At 36.9% G+C, this 18,346-nt stretch carries 17 protein-coding genes; 8 read left to right on the top strand and 9 right to left on the bottom strand.

The window, feature by feature from the left end; genetic code table 11:
• The first annotated feature begins 2 nt into the window (after positions 1 to 2).
• The 4 genes from truA to F9B76_RS01315 all read left to right on the top strand — a co-directional run bounded on the left by truA (position 3) and on the right by F9B76_RS01315 (position 3,814).
• The gene (gene truA / locus F9B76_RS01300; protein ID WP_243140660.1) at positions 3 to 821 is read left to right on the top strand and encodes a tRNA pseudouridine(38-40) synthase TruA; all 819 of its coding nucleotides are present in this window, start codon (positions 3 to 5) and stop codon (positions 819 to 821) included.
• A gap of 87 nt (positions 822 to 908) precedes the next feature.
• A complete protein-coding gene (locus F9B76_RS01305; RefSeq protein ID WP_159990457.1) occupies positions 909 to 1,499 on the top strand; it encodes a TRAP transporter small permease subunit in 591 nt (196 codons plus the stop codon).
• 14 nt (positions 1,500 to 1,513) lie between these two features.
• Positions 1,514 to 3,154, top strand: coding sequence for a TRAP transporter large permease (locus tag F9B76_RS01310; protein ID WP_159990458.1), 1,641 nt, complete (start codon positions 1,514 to 1,516; stop codon positions 3,152 to 3,154).
• A gap of 18 nt (positions 3,155 to 3,172) precedes the next feature.
• Positions 3,173 to 3,814 carry a phosphoribosylanthranilate isomerase gene (locus F9B76_RS01315; RefSeq protein ID WP_159990459.1) on the top strand — a complete coding sequence of 214 codons (642 nt, stop codon included), beginning with the start codon at positions 3,173 to 3,175 and terminating at the stop codon, positions 3,812 to 3,814.
• A gap of 242 nt (positions 3,815 to 4,056) precedes the next feature.
• Here the strand turns inward: F9B76_RS01315 and F9B76_RS01320 are convergent, their stop codons facing one another.
• The 8 genes from F9B76_RS01320 to F9B76_RS01355 all read right to left on the bottom strand — a co-directional run bounded on the left by F9B76_RS01320 (position 4,057) and on the right by F9B76_RS01355 (position 11,738).
• Positions 4,057 to 4,509, bottom strand: coding sequence for a DIP1984 family protein (locus tag F9B76_RS01320; protein WP_159990460.1), 453 nt, complete (start codon positions 4,507 to 4,509; stop codon positions 4,057 to 4,059).
• Positions 4,510 to 4,707: 198 nt separating this feature from the next.
• Complete coding sequence (locus F9B76_RS01325) at positions 4,708 to 6,627, bottom strand: ABC-F family ATP-binding cassette domain-containing protein (protein WP_159990461.1); 1,920 nt, start codon at positions 6,625 to 6,627, stop codon at positions 4,708 to 4,710.
• 62 nt (positions 6,628 to 6,689) lie between these two features.
• Complete coding sequence (prmB, locus tag F9B76_RS01330) at positions 6,690 to 7,598, bottom strand: 50S ribosomal protein L3 N(5)-glutamine methyltransferase (RefSeq protein ID WP_159990462.1); 909 nt, start codon at positions 7,596 to 7,598, stop codon at positions 6,690 to 6,692.
• A gap of 43 nt (positions 7,599 to 7,641) precedes the next feature.
• Entirely contained in the window at positions 7,642 to 8,790 is a 1,149-nt protein-coding gene (gene dapE / locus F9B76_RS01335; RefSeq protein ID WP_159990463.1) for a succinyl-diaminopimelate desuccinylase, read from the bottom strand.
• Positions 8,791 to 8,857: 67 nt separating this feature from the next.
• Positions 8,858 to 9,679 (bottom strand): 2,3,4,5-tetrahydropyridine-2,6-dicarboxylate N-succinyltransferase, encoded by an 822-nt coding sequence (dapD, locus tag F9B76_RS01340; protein ID WP_159992043.1) that lies wholly within the window; start codon positions 9,677 to 9,679, stop codon positions 8,858 to 8,860.
• Positions 9,680 to 9,859: 180 nt separating this feature from the next.
• The gene (locus F9B76_RS01345; RefSeq protein WP_159990464.1) at positions 9,860 to 10,321 is read right to left on the bottom strand and encodes a T6SS immunity protein Tdi1 domain-containing protein; all 462 of its coding nucleotides are present in this window, start codon (positions 10,319 to 10,321) and stop codon (positions 9,860 to 9,862) included.
• Between the two features lie 12 nt (positions 10,322 to 10,333).
• Positions 10,334 to 10,804 carry a TM2 domain-containing protein gene (locus tag F9B76_RS01350; RefSeq protein WP_159990465.1) on the bottom strand — a complete coding sequence of 157 codons (471 nt, stop codon included), beginning with the start codon at positions 10,802 to 10,804 and terminating at the stop codon, positions 10,334 to 10,336.
• 148 nt (positions 10,805 to 10,952) lie between these two features.
• Positions 10,953 to 11,738 carry a ferritin-like domain-containing protein gene (locus tag F9B76_RS01355; RefSeq protein ID WP_423805511.1) on the bottom strand — a complete coding sequence of 262 codons (786 nt, stop codon included), beginning with the start codon at positions 11,736 to 11,738 and terminating at the stop codon, positions 10,953 to 10,955.
• Positions 11,739 to 11,961: 223 nt separating this feature from the next.
• Between F9B76_RS01355 and F9B76_RS01360 the strand changes: the two genes are divergently transcribed.
• Both F9B76_RS01360 and F9B76_RS01365 read left to right on the top strand, forming a co-directional pair.
• Complete coding sequence (locus F9B76_RS01360; protein ID WP_159990467.1) at positions 11,962 to 13,749, top strand: ABC transporter ATP-binding protein/permease; 1,788 nt, start codon at positions 11,962 to 11,964, stop codon at positions 13,747 to 13,749.
• Positions 13,750 to 13,884: 135 nt separating this feature from the next.
• Positions 13,885 to 14,331, top strand: coding sequence for a GNAT family N-acetyltransferase (locus F9B76_RS01365; RefSeq protein ID WP_159990468.1), 447 nt, complete (start codon positions 13,885 to 13,887; stop codon positions 14,329 to 14,331).
• A gap of 71 nt (positions 14,332 to 14,402) precedes the next feature.
• On the opposite strand, the gene F9B76_RS01370 is transcribed toward F9B76_RS01365, so the two are convergent.
• Positions 14,403 to 14,786, bottom strand: coding sequence for a SirB2 family protein (locus tag F9B76_RS01370; RefSeq protein ID WP_159990469.1), 384 nt, complete (start codon positions 14,784 to 14,786; stop codon positions 14,403 to 14,405).
• A 96-nt stretch (positions 14,787 to 14,882) separates the two neighbouring features.
• On the opposite strand from F9B76_RS01370, the gene F9B76_RS01375 reads away from it, so the two are divergent.
• Both F9B76_RS01375 and rnr read left to right on the top strand, forming a co-directional pair.
• Positions 14,883 to 15,644, top strand: a complete 762-nt coding sequence (locus F9B76_RS01375; protein ID WP_159990470.1) for a TSUP family transporter — start codon at positions 14,883 to 14,885, stop codon at positions 15,642 to 15,644.
• Positions 15,645 to 15,782: 138 nt separating this feature from the next.
• Entirely contained in the window at positions 15,783 to 18,248 is a 2,466-nt protein-coding gene (rnr, locus tag F9B76_RS01380) for a ribonuclease R (RefSeq protein WP_159990471.1), read from the top strand.
• Positions 18,249 to 18,346 lie beyond the last annotated feature (98 nt).

Here is an 18,346-nt window from a genome sequence, read left to right on the forward strand (position 1 = left end):
CCATGCCGGTATACAAACGCATGGCATTAGGGATTGCTTATGATGGGCAATCCTTTAATGGTTGGCAAACACAGCCCAATGGTAATACCGTTCAAGACTTTCTTGAAAACGCATTGACGCAATTTACTGCTGAGCCTATTCATACCATTTGTGCAGGACGTACAGATACAGGTGTACATGGTCTAGGGCAAATCGTTCATTTTGATACAGTGGCAGAACGGCAATTATTCTCATGGGTAAGGGGGGTAAATGCTTTATTGCCGCCCAGTATTCGCGTGCGTTGGGCGCATGAGGTAAGTGGTGATTTTCATGCACGGTTTAGTGCGTGTTCTCGTACCTATGTATATATTATTCGTAATGAAATGAATCTTGCTCCTAGCTGGCAAGGACGAGCAGGTTGGGATTTTCACCCCTTAGATACTACTTTAATGCAACAAGCGGCAAGCTATTTGATTGGTACACATGACTTTACGTCTTTTCGCTCTTCTATTTGTCAGGCGGCTAGTCCCATCAGAACATTAGAGCAATTAACGATTGAGCAACATGGTGTCTTCATTGTTTTTACCCTAAAAGCGAATGCTTTTTTACACCATATGGTACGCAATATTATTGGTGCTTTAGTATATGTAGGAAAAGGGCGTTTTCCACCCGAATGGATACAACAGTTGTTATATCAAAGGAATCGTTCTTTTTCTGCACCTACATTTATGGCTGATGGTCTTTATCTAGTGAATGTGGATTACCCTGAACAGTTTGGATTACAAGTATATCAACAATTTGATATACACCATGCGTTTGATAGCTTAATTCAATCTATTTAACAAAAGATTATTTTAGATATAAACTACTTATATACGTTAAGTATATAAGTAAAAGATAGTTGTTTTTTATTGATTATTGAGATACTTATGAAAGGCTTACTTTTATTATCCAGAGCAATTGATAATTTTATTACATGGATAGGTAAAGCGGTAACGTGGATTACATTGATTGTGGTGATTATCAGTGCAGGTAATGCGATTGTCCGTAAAACTTTTCATATCAGTTCTAACGCGTGGTTAGAAATTCAGTGGTATTTATTTGGTGCTATTTTCTTATTGGCAGCTGCTTATACCTTTATTAGAAATGAACATGTCAGGGTCGATATTTTAAATCAACGTTTTTCATCACGCACACAAGTGATTATTGATATAGTGGGTGTTGTCTTTTTTATGTTACCAGCTTGTCTATTAATCGTATATCTTTCGATTCCTTTTGTTGAACTTGCTTTTGTAACAGGGGAACAGTCTTCTAATTCAGGGGGACTTATCCGTTGGCCTGTAAAATTATTAATTCCAGTTGGCTTTTCTTTATTAATACTAGCTGGTTTTTCTCATTTGATTAAGTGTATTGCTTTTTTAAAGGGGATAGCACCTAATCCACTTGTACATCACCGTACCGAAACCGATGAAGAAGCTTTAGCAAAAGAAATTACGGTTAGAGTTGAAAATAAACAATAAAGAGGAAAATAAAAATGGAGTTTTTGATTGCGAATATGCCACCTATTATGTTCCTTACCCTAATTGGGTTTTTATTAATGGGTTTTCCTGTCGCCTTTTCTTTAGCGGCAAATGGTATTTTATATATTATCCTAGGTATTTACTTAGGGGAATTTCCTTTTGAGTTTTTAGGGGCATTACCAGAACGTATTTTTGGTATTGTACAAAATGATTCATTATTAGCTGTTCCTTTCTTTACGTTAATGGGCTTAGTATTAGAACGATCAGGGATGGCTGAAGATCTCTTAGAAACAATTGGTCAATTGTTTGGATCGGTAAGAGGGGGGCTAGCCTATGCGGTGATCTTTGTGGGAGCTATGTTGGCAGCAACAACAGGGGTAATGTCGGCATCAGTTATTTCTATGGGACTGATTTCTCTACCGATTATGTTACGTTATGGCTATGACCGTAAATTGGCAACAGGGGTTATTGCAGCGGCAGGAACATTATCACAAATTATTCCACCTTCTATTGTTCTTATTATTCTAGCGGATCAATTAGGTCGTTCTATCGGTGATATGTATCGTGGCGCTATGCTCCCGGGCTTATTACTCACTGGTGCCTATATGGTTTATGTACTTATTACGGGTTTATTTAAGCCTAATGCAACACCTGCTATTCCAGAAAGTGATCGTATTTATAAAGAATCTAATGGAAAATCAGGTTTATTATCTCTTCTTATCTTGAGTGTAATTGCTGGTGTAATAGCTTACTTTTTTGTATTAGAGACATTTAGTGCAAAAGCCGCTTTAGATGAAAAAATCTTAACTGGACTATTGATTTGGGGATGTGTCGCCTTTATTGTAGCGATTATCAATAAAGTGCTTAAACTTGGTCTATTATCCAAGATTGCAGAGCGAGTTGTTTTTGTGATGATTCCTCCTTTATTCCTTATCTTTTTGGTATTAGGAACAATTTTTATTGGTGTGGCAACACCAACAGAAGGCGGGGCAATGGGTGCAGTTGGGGCTATTTTATTAGCACTAGCGCGTGGTCGTTTAAATATGCCGTTATTAAAACAAGCGATGGAGAGTACGACTAAATTAACCAGTTTTGTTATCTTTATCCTTGTTGGTTCTACTATCTTTACCCTTACATTTACAGGTTTTGGTGGTCAGCATTGGGTGGAAGGGTTATTTGCTTCTCTACCGGGCGGTGAGATTGGCTTTTTGATTGTTGTTAGTATTGCAACATTCCTATTAGCATTTTTCTTGGATTTCTTTGAGTTAGCCTTTATTATTGTGCCTTTATTAGCCCCTGTGGCTGAGTCAATGGGAATTGATTTAATCTGGTTTGGTGTATTATTAGCAGTAAATATGCAAACCTCCTTTATGCATCCTCCATTTGGCTTTGCACTATTTTTCTTACGCTCAGTCGCACCCAAAGAGGACTATAAAGATAAAGTCACGGGTAGGCTGATTGAACGAGTGAAAACAAGTGATATTTACCGTGGTTCAATTCCATTTATTATCATTCAATTATTAATGGTGGCAATTGTAATGGCTTTTCCAAAAGTGGTAACGCATTATAAGCATACGGATACTCATATTGATCCCAATACGATTATTATTGATGCAGGTGTTCCAAGTAATGAAGAAGAGCCAGCTTTCTTCTAAGGTAAAGGATGAAAGTAGATGAAAGTCAAAATATGTGGATTACGGCAAGTACAAGAAATTCAGCTTGCAGAACAACTGGGTGTAGATGCGATTGGTCTTGTACTTTATCCTAAGAGTAAGAGGGCATTAACCTTAGCACAAGCTAAACGGTTACGAGCAGCTATACCTGATACGATGCAATGTATTGTGCTGCTTGTAAATCCTAGTGTAGAGGAAGTAAACACAGTGATTGCTGAGTTAAAACCCTCTGCCATACAGTTTCATGGTAATGAAACGGGTGAGTTTTGTGAGCAATTTCAGTATCCCTATTGGCGAGCCGTGCGAGTAGGGGCTGAAAATCTTACTACAACAGAAGAAATCCAAGCCTATATCCAACAATACCCTCACAGTGAACAGTTTCTCTTTGATGCTTATAGTAGCGAGTACGGGGGAGCAGGTATTCGATTTAATCTGGATATTTTAAAGGAATTAGATTTACCCTTAGAGCGAATGATTATTGCAGGGGGTATTCATGAGGGTAATGTGGGTGAATTACTTGATCACTATGCCTTTATTGATCTGAGTAGTGGCGTAGAAGAAATACCGGGTGTAAAATCGCTAGAAAAAATGGAACGATTTATGCAGAAAGTGCATAAAAGTACCAAGAAGAATATTTATTAATGCCTTCTAAATAAGACGTATAAACCCCAAAACCCACCCTTATTTTTAGTTTAATCAACACTTAGTCGTACATCATAACAATAAATAATACACATTAAGCAATATTGGGCGACACGGTAATCATAAAAATGGACTGCCCTTCGTCCTATCTAATGTGTAAGGAATATCGCTTTTTACCCTAAGCGAAAAGAGGGGTAGTGTTCGTCTTAAACCAAAAATACACCTAAAAACTTAATAAAGTATTATAAATCATTCTCCCAATTGGCTTGTTGGATTTTGGTATCTAATTCACGGTGTTGTCGTGCAATATCATCTGCTTTTTTGTGGATTTGACGAATATCGACTGAAGCAACCATTTTAATTTCAGATCGACTATAGCGAGATTGATCGGGTGTTGCGTTACTGGCAAGGTTAATCAGCATACTATGTGTTGCTTTAAGATGATCTCGTTTAGCCAGTGCTTGCACCATACTAAGACCGTTATCTAATTGGATATGGTAGTTTGCCTTATTGATACTGACAATTAAATCTTCTAATTGTGCAGAAATACTATAATACTCTGCTAATAAATCATTAGGATGTTCAGCAGGTTCTTCCCCCTCTTGATGCTTAGCATTTTGAACTAAACGTTGATTTAATTGTGATAAACGGCGTTGTAATTCGGCACGTTCAATTAAGGCTTCGGCTAATTTCATCGGTATTCCTCTTTATATGATGATAGCGTGATAATACGGATAATATATCTTCTTAAAAAAGATTAGCGGGCATGATTTTATCACCTTTCCCATTATATCTGAATATCTTTACCTTTTACTCTATCTTTACGCTGGAGATGCAATAGTATGGGGTATAGCATATAGAGATGTATTACTAAGAATACTTTTTGGGATAAACTATTCAGCATTAATCGCTTCAATTTGTTCTAGTAATGTCATCCATTCTTCTTCCAAAATACTAGTATCACGGCTTAAATTACCATGTTCTTCGAGTAGCTTTACTCTTTCTTCTCTACGTGCTTCACTATAAAAATCTTCATCAGCGATAAAGGTATCAATCTGGGCAAGACGCGCTTGGTTTTGCTCAACGGTTTTCTCAATCGTAGCAATACGTTTTTCGAGTGGTTTACGTAAAGCAGATTTACGTTGTCTTTCTTCTGCTTCAAAACGTTTTTGGTCTTTGCGAGTATTGGATATATTGACTTGGGTGTCTCGTTCTTCACGTTTTTGTTGTTGCTGTCGATTAGATAACCATGTTTGATAATCTTCTAAATCCCCCTCAAACTCTAGTACGGTTCCATCAGCAACAATCCAAAAACTATCAACAGTTGTTCTTAATAAATGGCGGTCATGGGATACCATTAGTACACTACCATCAAATTCTGCTAATGCTGTTGCTAATGCTTCACGGGTTTCTACATCAAGATGGTTACTTGGTTCATCCAGTAATAATAAATTAGGTTTTTGCCATACAACGAGTGATAAGGCTAAACGTGCTTTTTCACCTCCTGAAAAAGGGGTAATAGGACTATTAACACTATCTCCACTAAAGCCAAACATACCGAGATAGTTTCTCAGTTCTTGTTCTCTAATATGGGTATCAGCAATGCGTTGAAGGTGTGTCAGAGGGGAAGCTTGCATATCAAGCATATCAAGCTGATGCTGTGCAAAATAACCAATAGATAAGCCCTTAGAGGGTTTAAACTCACCTGCTAAGGGTTCAAGCTCATGTGCAATTGTTTTAATCAGTGTTGATTTACCTGCACCATTAACACCTAATACACCAATACGAGCACCACCACGAAGCATGAGGTTAATATTTTTTAAAATAGGTTTTTGCCCTTGATCTGTTGTATAGCCCACACTTAATTTATCCATAATCATTAGAGGATCTGGCATATTAAGTGGATCAGGAATACGAATATCAATACTGGATTCTGCTTTAATAGGGGAGAGTACCTGCATTCGGGCTAATGCTTTTACGCGACTTTGTGCTTGCTTTGCTTTACTTGCTTTTGCTTTAAAACGATCGATAAATTGTTGTAAACGTTGTGTTTCACGTGTTTGTCTATCAATAGCAATTTGCATTTGACGGATACGTTCTGCTTTTTGGGTTAAAAAACTATCGTAATTACCTTTGTAGCGGATAAGTTTTTGTGCCTCAAAGTTAAGAATAGTTTTAGCTACTGCATTTAAGAATTCAGTATCATGAGAAATAAGAATGACTGTTCCTTCATAGTGTTGTAGCCATTTTTCTAACCAAAGCATAGCATCTAAGTCTAGGTGGTTAGTTGGTTCATCAAGGAGCAATAAATCGGAAGGCATCATTAAAGCACGGGCTAAGGCAAGTCGTACTTGCCAACCACCAGAAAAGCTTTCAATAGATTGTTCCCATTGCTCAGGTGTAAACCCTAAACCTGCTAATAATTGCTCTGCTCGAGAGCGAGCTGTCCAATGTCCTGCTTCGGTTAATTCACCTTCTAATTCAGCGATTGCTTGTCCGTCTGTATCAGGTACAACAGCCCGTAAAGCTTGTAATTGACGAAGATGTGTATCCCCATCGATTACGAATTCTCTTGCACTTTGTTGACCTACTAAGGTTTCTTGTTTAACATGAGATATACGCCAGCTTGAGGGAATATCAACTTCACCGGCATCTTGGTCTATCATACCTAGTAGTAAAGCAAAAAGGCTTGATTTACCAGCGCCATTTTTACCGACAATACCTACCCGTTCTTTGGGATGTATCACAAAATCGGTATTTTCTAATAAAACTTTATTGCCTCGACGCAGTGTTAAGCCTGTTGCTCTAATCATTTTAGGTATAAATTATTTAAAGTTAAAATAAATATCATTCTTTTTAAGAATAAAAAGAATAACTAATCTAACATCAGTAAATCTTCTCGTGTTAATAATAAGATACTCTCATCGGTTGTTTCCGTTTCTAATAATGTTGGTGTTATAGAGGGGAATGCTGTAAGAAAGTTCTCATATTCATGACCAATTTCGAGTAAAAGAAATCCATTCTCTGTGAGATAATTCGGTGTTGCATAGAGAATTTTACGGATAATGTCCATACCATCTTCTCCTCCTGCTAAGGCGAGTTGTGGTTCGTTTTTGTATTCATCTGGTAGTTCCTGCATAGAGGTGCTATTGACATAAGGAGGATTGCAGATGATGACATCATAAAGCTTTACGGGAATATGATCAAATAAATCTGACTCATATAAATGCACTTGGTGTTGAAGTTTGTATAAATGGATGTTTTGTTTCGCTACCTCCAGTGCTTTAGGTGAAATATCTGCCGCATCGACAAAAGCATGAGGAAATTGTAATGCCGCTAGAATAGCTAAATTACCTGAACCTGTGCATAAATCCAGAATATTAAGCGGTGCTTCGGGATCCATTATCCATGGTTGTAATCCCTCACTGATAAGTTCAGAAATAGGAGAGCGAGGCACAAGTACGTCAGGTGTTACCATAAAGCGATATCCTTGTAACCAAGCCTCACCCGTTAGGTAGGCTAAAGGAACACGTTTTTCAACACGTTGGTGAATAAGGTCAAGGCAACGCTGTTTTTCTATTTGAAGTAAATGTGCATCTAAAAAGGGTTCAAGATGATCTAGGGGTAAATGAAGTGAAAATAAGGTTAGATACACTGCCTCATCCCATGCATTATCAGAACCATGTCCAAAATATAATTTTGCTTGATGAAAGGCAGAAACAGCATAGCGAATCATATCGCGGACTGTTTTTAGTTCATCATAATTGTTAAGAGATGCAGACATATTATTTCCTTTAATATAAATATTGTATGAGGTATTGAGTGTATTACTCGCTAAGCAATAGCTTTTCTAAAGAACGCTTATAAATATTTTTCAGTGTTGTAATATCATTGACAGCAACACATTCATTGACCTGATGAATAGTGGCATTGATAGGTCCAAACTCTAAAATTTGTGGGCAAATCTTAGCAATAAAACGTCCATCAGATGTACCACCTGTTGTACTTAGTGAGGCATGTACTCCTGTTTGTTCAAAAATAGCTTCTTGTACAATATCGGTGAGTTTACCTTTTTCCGTTAAGAAAGGTGATCCCCCTAATACCCATTCAAGATCATAGTCTAATTGATATTTATCGAGAATAGCATGGACTTTTTGCTTTAGTGAATCGGGTGTACTTTCTGTTGAGAAACGAAAATTAAAAATAAGTTGAGCCACATAAGGAACAACATTAGTTGCACCTGTTCCTGAATGGTAGTTAGAAATCTGAAAACTTGTTGCTGGGAAATAATCGTTCCCATTATCCCATGTGGTGGCGACTAATTCAGCGATAGCGGCTGCACCAAGATGAATAGGATTACGGACTTTTTCAGGATAAGCGACATGACCTTGTTTGCCTTTGATGGTTAGTGTACCTGTTAAAGAACCACGGCGACCATTTTTAATCGTGTCTCCAAATATTTTATCAGAGGTGGGTTCGCCAACAATACAATAGTCTAGCTGTTCACCGCGTTTTTCGAGTGTTTCACAGACTTTAACTGTACCATTAATAGAAGGGCCTTCTTCATCTGATGTAATTAATAAAGCAATAGAGCCTTTATGTTGAGGATATTCTTGGACAAATTCTCGGCAAGCTATTGTAAAGGCGGCAACACCTGTTTTCATATCGGCAGCACCGCGTCCATATAAATAGCCATCTTCTTTGATAGTAGCTGTAAAAGGAGGAGTATCCCATCGCTCAATAGGGCCAGTTGGTACAACATCGGTATGTCCAGCAAAAACAACGAGTGGGGCTTGTGTACCTTTACGAATCCATAAGTTTTGTACTTCTTCAAAGGGAAGGTATTCTGCGGTAAATCCGACTTCTTCAAGTAATTCTGCAATACGTTCTTGACAACCTTTGTCTTGAGGGGTAACGGAATCTCGATTAATAAGATCAATGGTTAAATCAACAGCGGTAATAGTGTTATGGCTCATGGTTCTTTTTGAGTAAAAAGGAGGCGGTTTTTTATCCGCCTACCTCTAATAAAGTGATAAGAAAGTATTAAGCACGTAATAGATCATTAATGCTTGTTTTTGAGCGTGTTTGTGCATCAACCCGTTTGACAATAACAGCGCAAGCAAGGCTATGAGAACCATCTGCGCTTGGTAAAGAACCGGGTACGACAACTGAACCAGATGGAATACGTCCGTAGGTGATTTCACCTGTTTCACGATTGTAGATTTTGGTACTTTGAGAAAGATAAACACCCATTGCTAAAACAGAGTTTTCTTCTACAACAACCCCTTCAACAATTTCAGAGCGAGCCCCGATAAAGCAGTTATCTTCAATAATGGTTGGATTGGCTTGTAGTGGCTCTAATACACCCCCAATGCCTACTCCACCAGATAAATGTACATTTTTACCAATTTGAGCGCATGAGCCAACGGTTGCCCATGTATCTACCATCGTTCCTTCATCAACATATGCGCCAATATTGACATAAGAGGGCATTAAAATAACATTTTTACCAATAAAAGCACCACGGCGAGCCACAGCAGGAGGTACTACACGAAAACCTGCTTGTTTAAAGTCTTCTGTCGTATAGTCTTGGAATTTAAGAGGTACTTTATCGTAGAACTGCATAGGCGTATCATTAACGACCATATTATCATTAAGGCGGAATGATAATAAAACGGCTTTTTTTAGCCACTGGTGCACATGCCATTGACCATTAATTTTTTCAGCAACTCGTAAAGTCCCAGTATCTAAGCCAGCAATAGCAGTATTAACAGCTTCTTTTAACTCAGCAGATGCTGTTGTGATAGAAATATTGGCACGGTCTTCCCATGCTTGTTCTAAAATAGATTGTAACTGTTGTGTCATCATCTTCTTCTTTCAATAAAATAATAATAAATAATTTATCTAATAGTATCGATAAATACAGTATAGATATGGATAGATTTTAGCATTAAAATGAATCTTCCGATAAAGGGTATGGAGTATGGCAAGGTGTATTCTGATTTAAAAAAGAGAGGATAGTTTTTAACATATAAGGAATTAAAATTAGGTTTTTTCCAATGTATCCATTTCTTCTGCTAATTGATCCACTTGATACCATAGCTTACCCATATCATCAAAATGTACTTGTACATCAAAAAGCTCAAGATTATCACTTTGTAATGCCCCTCCTAAGACGGGCGGTTCTTTAAAGCTATAAACGGTATTCTCTGGCATCTCAAGATGGATAAGAGGTGCTAATAGCTCTAGAGAAAAGTAATCAATGACAAAATCTTGATCGGCTAATAATTGCCGAAAATCACTGACAGAATCAGCAATAGATTCTAGTTCACCGTCTAATGTATCTAAAAAGAAAATCTCGCCACTTTGTGGTTCAATTAAAAAAGCATCGCCTAGCTTGGTAATCATTACAATTTCAAAGCGAGGTTCAAAAAGCCACGTCCAATTTCTGAGTAATTGACTAGCTTCTAAATGTTGATGCGGAATAGTAAGGTGTTGAATTTCCATAATAAGATAACTTTAGTGAGGATATTTAATTGAAAACGTTTCATCTGACATGAAGAGAAAATGTAAGGCATCAATAAGACTAAGTAAAATAGAGAAGGGCGTAAAGAGAATAGATAAGATAATATAAATTAGCCCTAATCCAATTTGATTATTATAAAAACGGTGTGCCCCTAACCAGCCAAGAAAGATGGCTAAGAGAATAGCGATTTTGTGGCGACTATTGGGTTGGGTGATAACTTGCTCTTTTTGATGGAATAACCAGAAAGAGACAATTGCCGTAATAATTAAGGCAAGAATAATTTTATAAGGATGAAGGCTGATAAAATGACCAAGATAATCAAAAATATCTTGCCAATATTCATAGATACCAAAATAAATAATTTGGATAAAATGACCTAAAGAGCGAAGGACTCCTTCACCAAAAGTGAGTGCCATCAGAGAAGCGATAAAGACTAATAGAATAATGAAAAACTTTTGCATCATAATCCTTTATAAATAATAAATGCCTTGTGGTAAAACCTGTATAAAATTTTCTGATAAAGAAGGAAAACCCTATAAGAATAAATGTATCGAATTATCTATAAAATTGTATAGCATAATAGGAAGAAGAGCATGAATAAATTTAATATTCCTACAAGGATTGCAACCAATCTATCTCTTCTTGTGTAAATCCTGCTTTTATTCTATCGGCTATATTAAAAGGTCCTTTGGGTTTATTGGCATGATAGCGTATCAGGAGTTCAGCATAATATTGAATAGGGTCTAAATGTTGCTCTTGGCACATATATTTATACCAACGATTTCCAATTTCGACATGACCAATTTCATCGCGTAGAATAATACTTAAAATTTCTACTGCTTTGGTATCACCGATTTGTTTAAATTTTTCTTGCATGGCTGGATTGACATCTAGTCCTCTTGCTTCTAATGTTCTAGGGACTAGGGCGAGTCTTGCGATAAGGTCATTTTGTGTTTTTTCAGACATATCCCACAAGCCACTATGCGCACTGAAATCACCGTATTGAAAACCTAGTTGATTAAGATGTTCGTGTATTAGGGTGAAATGATAGACCTCTTCTTTAGCAACGCGTAACCAATCCGTATAAAACTGAGGGGGCATATGAGGAAAACGCCAAATAATATCAAGTGCTAAATTAATAGCGTTAAACTCAATGTGAGCAATAGCATGTAAGAGTGTCGCTCGCCCTTGCTCTGAACCGACAGAACGTACTTTTACAGAGCGAGGATCAACAAGTTCGGGGCGATCAGGTCGTCCAGGTAAGGGTAGGGTATTGGTGATAATCTGCTCTGATAAGAGAGGATGTGTTTCCAGACTAATATTACGTACTAATTGTGATTTTTGGGCAATATCGGTTTGTTGAAGGGCAAAAAGCGCTTGTTCTCTAAAATTCATAATACGGTTATGACAAATAGTAATTGAGTGATACCTATATTGTACGGTAGATTGTTATATAAATCTGGGTTTCATTAAAAAGTGGGTTGTGCTAAGGGATTTAAGATAGTGTTCTTAAGATAGAAATTTGGAGAACTATGGTAAACTTAATGATTGTTATTTTAAATAGTATTTGTCTGCTGTTTAATAGAAGAGAGCAGGTAAGATTAGCAAAAAATAGGTTTTTATGGATTGGACAAAAGAGCTTTTAGAGAGTGCATTATGGGTAGGTAGTGCATTTTTAATTTCATCTTTATTACTCGTTATTATCGGTTTTATTCTGATTAAAACGACTAAATGGGCTGCCCAGTTTTGGCAATTATCAGGACATTACTTTAACCCCGTCAAAAATCCTCTTACTGTATTTACTTTTGCTTTTATTCTTTTGTTAAGCCTTTTTGGGGTAAGGATAAGTGTACTATTTTCAAACTGGTATAACGTTATGTACTCGGCTTTACAAAAGTTAGATGAACATACTTTTTGGGTTCAGTCAGTTGTTTTTGCAGTGCTTGCCTCTATTCATATCGTTCGAGCCTTATTATCGTATTACCTACAGCAACGCTTTACCATTAAATGGCGAGAAACATTAAATAATACCTTATTAGATCGTTGGATGGCTAAGAAAAACTATTATCGTCTTTATTATTTACCAGATGCAGCAGATAACCCTGATCAACGTATTCAACAAGATATTTTAAGTTTTGCTCAACTCTCCTTAGAGCTTGTTCTTGGTGTTATTTCTTCTATGGTATCGGCGGTAGCTTTTACGATTATTCTATGGAATTTATCAGGTGAAATACAGATTTTAGGCTTTACGATTGATAGAGGCATGGTTTTTGCTCTCTTTATCTATGTATTAGTTGCAACCGTATTTGCATTTAAAATTGGACGACCTTTAATCCAGCTAAATTTTTTAAATGAACGGCTCAATGCGAACTATCGTTATTCTCTTATTCGTGTAAGAGAATATGCGGATAGTATTGCTGTCTATGCGGGTGAAAAGATTGAACAAAATCAGCTGGCTCAACGCTTTACTAACGTGATTAATAATATGTGGGATATTGTACATAGGAATATTAAGTTTCAAGGATTTAATTTCTTTATTACTCAAACATCTGCTATTTTCCCATTTATTCTTCAAGCCCCTCGTTATTTCGCAGGTAAATTAGATTTAGGTGGTATGGTTCAAACGGCACAGGCTTTTGGTAACTTATCAGATAATTTATCGTTCTTCCGTAATGCTTATGATAGCTTTGCACAATATCGTGCGGTATTGGATCGCTTAACGGGTTTTCAGTATAACTTGGAACAAGCAGAGGATTTACCCACCCCTAATATTGAAGAGCAAGGTGATATGATACGGTTAGAAAATGTATCGGTTTCAACCCCTGATGGACGTTGTTTAGTTAAAAATGTTTCTTTAGAAGTCAATGAGGGAGAAGCTCTATTAATCCAAGGACAAACGGGGTCAGGAAAGACAACCTTATTACGGGCAATGGCAGGATTATGGCCCTATTGTGAGGGAAAAATTATACGTCCGTCTAAAGATATTTTATTTATCTCTCAAAATACTTATATTCCTGAGGGGCGACTATTAGACGCATTATTTTATCCTGATGTGATACCTGATAATGCAGAGGTTTTGGCTAAAGAGGTTTTACATAAAGTTTCGTTATCACATCTTATTGATAAATTAACACAAGAAGTGAATTGGTCTTCTGTTCTATCGACAGGTGAAAAGCAACGTATTGCTTTTGCGCGTATATTATTGAATCAACCTAAAGTGGCTGTATTAGATGAAGCAACAGCGGCTTTAGATGAAGGTTTAGAGTATGCTATGTATAAATTGATTAGAGAGACACTTCCTCAGCTTCGTTTAGTCAGTATAGGTCATCGTAGTACTTTATATACACACCATACAGCATTGTTGAAGATTGAAGGAAAAGGGCAGTGGACAATTCAATCATTAAATTAAGCAGAATATAAGCGTATCTATTGATTGATTTTTGCTTGTTATGCTAGAGATAAGTAGTGGTGAAAGTTATAGTATCATCTAAATAATCTATCTTTAGCGTCTTATATTGTCCCAATTGTTTTTAGGAATAGAGAAATGCGTAGTAAAACATTAGAAGATTTAAATTTATCTTTAGCTCTTGGTTCATGGTTACAGCTTGGAGAGGCTGCTAGTAAAGTGCGATTTGAAGTTTTTGTTCATGAGCAAAATGTACCTATTGAGATAGAACTGGATGAAATGGACGAAAGTAGCCTACACGCAGTCGTGTTTAACCATGCTCATGAAGCGGTAGCAACAGGTCGCTTATTACCAGATGGGCATATAGGACGTATGGCGGTATCCAAATCAGTACGAGGCAGTGGGGTTGGTGGTATTATTTTACAAACCTTAATCGAAGAGGCTCGTCAGCGAGGGTATAAAGAGGTTGTACTTTCGGCGCAATTACACGCTATGGGATTTTATGAGCGGTATGGCTTTAAGGCAGAGGGTGATATTTATTTAGATGCTAGCATTGAACATAAAACAATGCGTTTGGTATTTTAAGTCAGCTAATCAAAAAATCGTCAGTTTACGATTTAATAAACTGACGATTTTTATATGAATAGATGGTATTTTTAAGCTGCAAACCATGAAAGTGGACTTTTATAAATAGCCACACCTACAATCATTATAAATACAAATAAGGTTACGGCTGTTCCTATTAATTTACCTATGAGTGTTTTCGCCACACGAAGTGTCATATAACCACAACCAATATAAACGCAGAGTAATATAATTTTTACGAGAATAAAGGGGTGATTAGGTCCAATAACGGTCAGCATTAGCATCGCACAGGTTAATAAAACGGTATCAATCACATGAGGAAGATATTTAAGTGTTGCCTGCTCTAATAGTGCTGGTCGATAGACTGATAAGAAGATTCTGAGAAGTAATAAAGAAATGCTTAAATAAGCACAACTCATATGAATTGATTTGATGGTTAAGTAGTATTCTGCCATTTTATTTCCAAAAATTTCTTAAACGCTATATAGATGCCTAATAATAGCGTAATATGAATAAGTTTTCTATTCTGATTGATATTTTTCATTATTTTTATGGATTTAAATTTTACATGGGAATTATTGCTACTATTCTTTTTTGTAGCTATCTTGGCAGGGTTTATTGATGCGATTGCTGGAGGAGGTGGTTTAATCTGTATTCCTGTATTATTATTGGCGCAGATTCCACCTCTTAATGCGTTGGCAACAAATAAAATTCAAGGGATGGCAGGTTCTCTTACTGCTTCTCTGACGATGATTAAAAAACGTGTAGTGAATCCTAGGCAAATAGTATTTGCGGCAATTATGTCCTTTGTTGGTGCGGCGATTGGGACAATTATTGTTCATTTTATCAATGTATCGGTATTGGATATTTTTATCCCTATTGTATTAATACTAATTGGTCTTTATTTCTTATTAGTACCCAATATGGGAGATATTGAGAAAAAACCCAGAATATCAGAAAAATCTTTTAATACGATTGTTGTTCCTTCTATTGGATTTTATGATGGTGTCTTAGGCCCAGGAACAGGCTCTTTTTTCTCACTAGCCAATATTGCATTAAGAGGTCAGCAAATTATTACCGCTACAGGTCATGCAAAAGTGCTTAATTTTGCCAGTAATATTGCTTCTGTTATTGTCTTTGCATTGAGTGGGAAAGTGCTTTGGGTAGTTGGGGGATTAATGATTATCGGACAAATTATAGGGGCTTATTTAGGCTCATTAATGGTGATTAATAAAGGTGGTAAATTAATTAGACCACTTGTGGTTATCATGTGTTTTTTGATGGTAGCACGTTATCTTTATGATAAATTTTAAAAATTATTTTTTAATAAATTATCTAAAACTAAAATAATCTTGAAAGATGTATTAATATCTTTTTAATCAAAGAAAAATGGTTTTGTTGTCAACGTCATAAAGAAGTAATGTTATTCTTTTATAATGAAATTACTTTTTATGAAGAAAAATAATGGAGAGACCCTTTTGGTCATACGCAATACAAATACCCCCATTGATATGGGAATACAATTTGATCCTGATGTACCAAGCCGTGAAGCGATATTGGCATTTATGCGGGAATATAAAAAACAAATTAGGCTAGATGCATTAGCACGTCATTTTGCTTTATCACGAGATACTGGCATACAAGGATTAGAAAAACGATTGACTGCCATGTTAAGAGATGGGCAATTAATACAAGTACGACAGGGCTATAAAATTAATGATCAGAATGAAGCAGTTGTTATTGGTAAGGTACAAGGGCATCGAGATGGTTTTGGTTTTCTTATTCCAATAGAGGAAGGCGAAGATATTTTTCTTCCTAATCGAGAGATGCTCAAAGTGCTTCATGGTGATACAGTGAGTGTCAAAATTACGGATAAAGATGAACGAGGTCGTTTAGTTGGTACGATTTTAGAGATTATTGAACGAGGCACTACCCGACTGGTTGGTCGTATTTTGTATGAGCAAGGGCAGTGGTTAGTTGTACCAGAAGACCAACGGATTAAGCATGATATTATCATTCCAGTTGCTGAAACCTTATCTGCAGAACATGGGCAAGTTGTTGTTATTGATATTACACAACAGCCGACACGCTATAGTCAGCCTATGGGTAAGGTTATTGAGGTATTAGGGGAAATAGATGACCCTGGTATGGAAATTGAAATTGCTATTCGTAAGTTTGATATTCCTGCTGAATTCTCAAAAGCTGCACTACAGCAGGCTGATAAATTACCCGATCATGTAAAACCAAGTGACTTAAAGGGACGAATTGATTTACGTGATATTCCATTTATTACAATTGATGGTGAAGATGCGCGAGATTTTGATGATGCCGTATATGCAGAAGCTATTAATTTAGGTACAGAAAAGCGTAAACGTAAAGGGTGGCGATTATTAGTTGCGATTGCGGATGTTTCACATTATGTAAAAGCTCAAGATAGTTTAGACAAAGATGCTTTGCTACGAGGAACATCTGTGTATTTCCCTCGCCGTGTTATTCCTATGCTACCAGAGGCGCTATCTAATGGATTATGTTCTTTAAATCCAGCGGTAGATCGTTTGGTATTGGTTTGTGATATGGTCATTCCAGCAACGGGAGCAAAAGCAGGGACTGTACAAGCCTATCAATTTTATAATGCGGTGATTCATTCTCATGCAAGAACAACCTATACCCAAGTCTGGGATAGTTTACAGCAAGCAGAAGGCCCAACAGCTAAAAAGCTAAAAGCCGTTCTTCCCCATATACATGATTTGTATCAACTTTATCAGCTTTTATTTGATGCTCGTAAACAAAGAGGAGCAATGGAGTTTGAGACGGTAGAGACTAAAATTATCAGTAATGATATGGGTAAAATTGAGCAAATTGTACCTGCTATTCGTAATGATGCACACCGTCTTATTGAAGAATGTATGCTTGCTGCTAATACATGTGCGGCTGATTTTATCTTACGACATAAACGTTTAGGGCTATTCAGGGTACATGAAGGCCCAACGGTAGAAAAACTTGCTAGTCTTAGAGATTTTCTAAAACAGTTAGGTTTACAACTAGCAGGGGGGACTGAACCTCAGGGTAAAGATTATGCGGAGTTATTAGAAAGTGCAAGAGTCAGACCCGATTATCAGGTAGTACAGACGATGGCTTTACGCTCTATGCAGCAGGCGATTTATAGTCCTGATAATGTAGGGCATTTTGGTCTAGCATATGAGGCTTATACGCATTTTACCTCTCCTATTCGCCGATACCCTGATTTACTCGTACATCGTATTATCAAAGCGATTTTAAGCGAACAAAAATATACCCCGACAATAGATGGGGTAGAGCGCATTAAGGGTGAACCATTAAAAGCTTATGAACATGCTGTATGGGAACGCTTAGGTTTACAATTGTCAGCGACAGAGTGCCGTGCAGATGAGGCATCTCGTGATGTGGAGGCATGGCTTAAATGTTGGTATGTACGTGAACGTATTGGTGAAGTATTCAGCGGTAAAGTAACGGGTGTAACGAGCTTTGGCTTATTTGTGACCTTAGATACGCTTTTTGTTGAGGGATTAATTCATATTTCTGAACTAGGGTCAGATTATTTTGTCTTTTCAGAAACAAATCATGAGCTTTGTGGACAGCGTACGGGTATTCGCTATCGTTTGGGTGATACTGTACATATTCAGGTTGCTCGTGTTGATTTAGAGGCGCGCCGAATTGATTTTATTCCTGTCAAAGGATTAAATTATACCTCTGTACAAAAAGAGTTAAATACATCACAAAGAGAAGTTTCTCGTCAAGTAAAAAAAGCGGCTAAACCAAAACCTCATGCACTTAAGGGACAAACAGCCCGTCAGCGTAGAGCAGCTGCCAAAAGAGAAACTAAGAAAGTAAATAAACGGGTAAGTGCCTCTAAAAAATCAAACCGAAAAAAACGGTAAATTATAATAGGAATAGCCTATTATAAAAAAGAGTATGATAGGCTATTAAGATAGTAGTGTATGGATAAAACCATATAAGTAATTGTTTTAAGCTTATT

The organism is Pelistega ratti (assembly GCF_009833965.1).
Lineage (GTDB): Bacteria > Pseudomonadota > Gammaproteobacteria > Burkholderiales > Burkholderiaceae_B > Taylorella > Taylorella ratti.

Coding starts and splice junctions, on each gene's coding strand:
- F9B76_RS01375 (WP_159990470.1), top strand. CDS start 14,883: ATGGATTTAAATTTTACATGGGAATTATTGCTACTATTCTTTTTTGTA.
- truA (WP_243140660.1), top strand. CDS start 3: ATGCCGGTATACAAACGCATGGCATTAGGGATTGCTTATGATGGGCAA.
- F9B76_RS01315 (WP_159990459.1), top strand. CDS start 3,173: ATGAAAGTCAAAATATGTGGATTACGGCAAGTACAAGAAATTCAGCTT.
- rnr (WP_159990471.1), top strand. CDS start 15,783: ATGAAGAAAAATAATGGAGAGACCCTTTTGGTCATACGCAATACAAAT.
- dapD (WP_159992043.1), bottom strand. CDS start 9,679: ATGACACAACAGTTACAATCTATTTTAGAACAAGCATGGGAAGACCGT.
- F9B76_RS01350 (WP_159990465.1), bottom strand. CDS start 10,804: ATGATGCAAAAGTTTTTCATTATTCTATTAGTCTTTATCGCTTCTCTG.
- F9B76_RS01305 (WP_159990457.1), top strand. CDS start 909: ATGAAAGGCTTACTTTTATTATCCAGAGCAATTGATAATTTTATTACA.
- F9B76_RS01320 (WP_159990460.1), bottom strand. CDS start 4,509: ATGAAATTAGCCGAAGCCTTAATTGAACGTGCCGAATTACAACGCCGT.
- F9B76_RS01370 (WP_159990469.1), bottom strand. CDS start 14,786: ATGGCAGAATACTACTTAACCATCAAATCAATTCATATGAGTTGTGCT.
- F9B76_RS01310 (WP_159990458.1), top strand. CDS start 1,514: ATGGAGTTTTTGATTGCGAATATGCCACCTATTATGTTCCTTACCCTA.
- prmB (WP_159990462.1), bottom strand. CDS start 7,598: ATGTCTGCATCTCTTAACAATTATGATGAACTAAAAACAGTCCGCGAT.
- F9B76_RS01325 (WP_159990461.1), bottom strand. CDS start 6,627: ATGATTAGAGCAACAGGCTTAACACTGCGTCGAGGCAATAAAGTTTTA.
- F9B76_RS01360 (WP_159990467.1), top strand. CDS start 11,962: ATGGATTGGACAAAAGAGCTTTTAGAGAGTGCATTATGGGTAGGTAGT.
- dapE (WP_159990463.1), bottom strand. CDS start 8,790: ATGAGCCATAACACTATTACCGCTGTTGATTTAACCATTGATCTTATT.
- F9B76_RS01365 (WP_159990468.1), top strand. CDS start 13,885: ATGCGTAGTAAAACATTAGAAGATTTAAATTTATCTTTAGCTCTTGGT.
- F9B76_RS01345 (WP_159990464.1), bottom strand. CDS start 10,321: ATGGAAATTCAACACCTTACTATTCCGCATCAACATTTAGAAGCTAGT.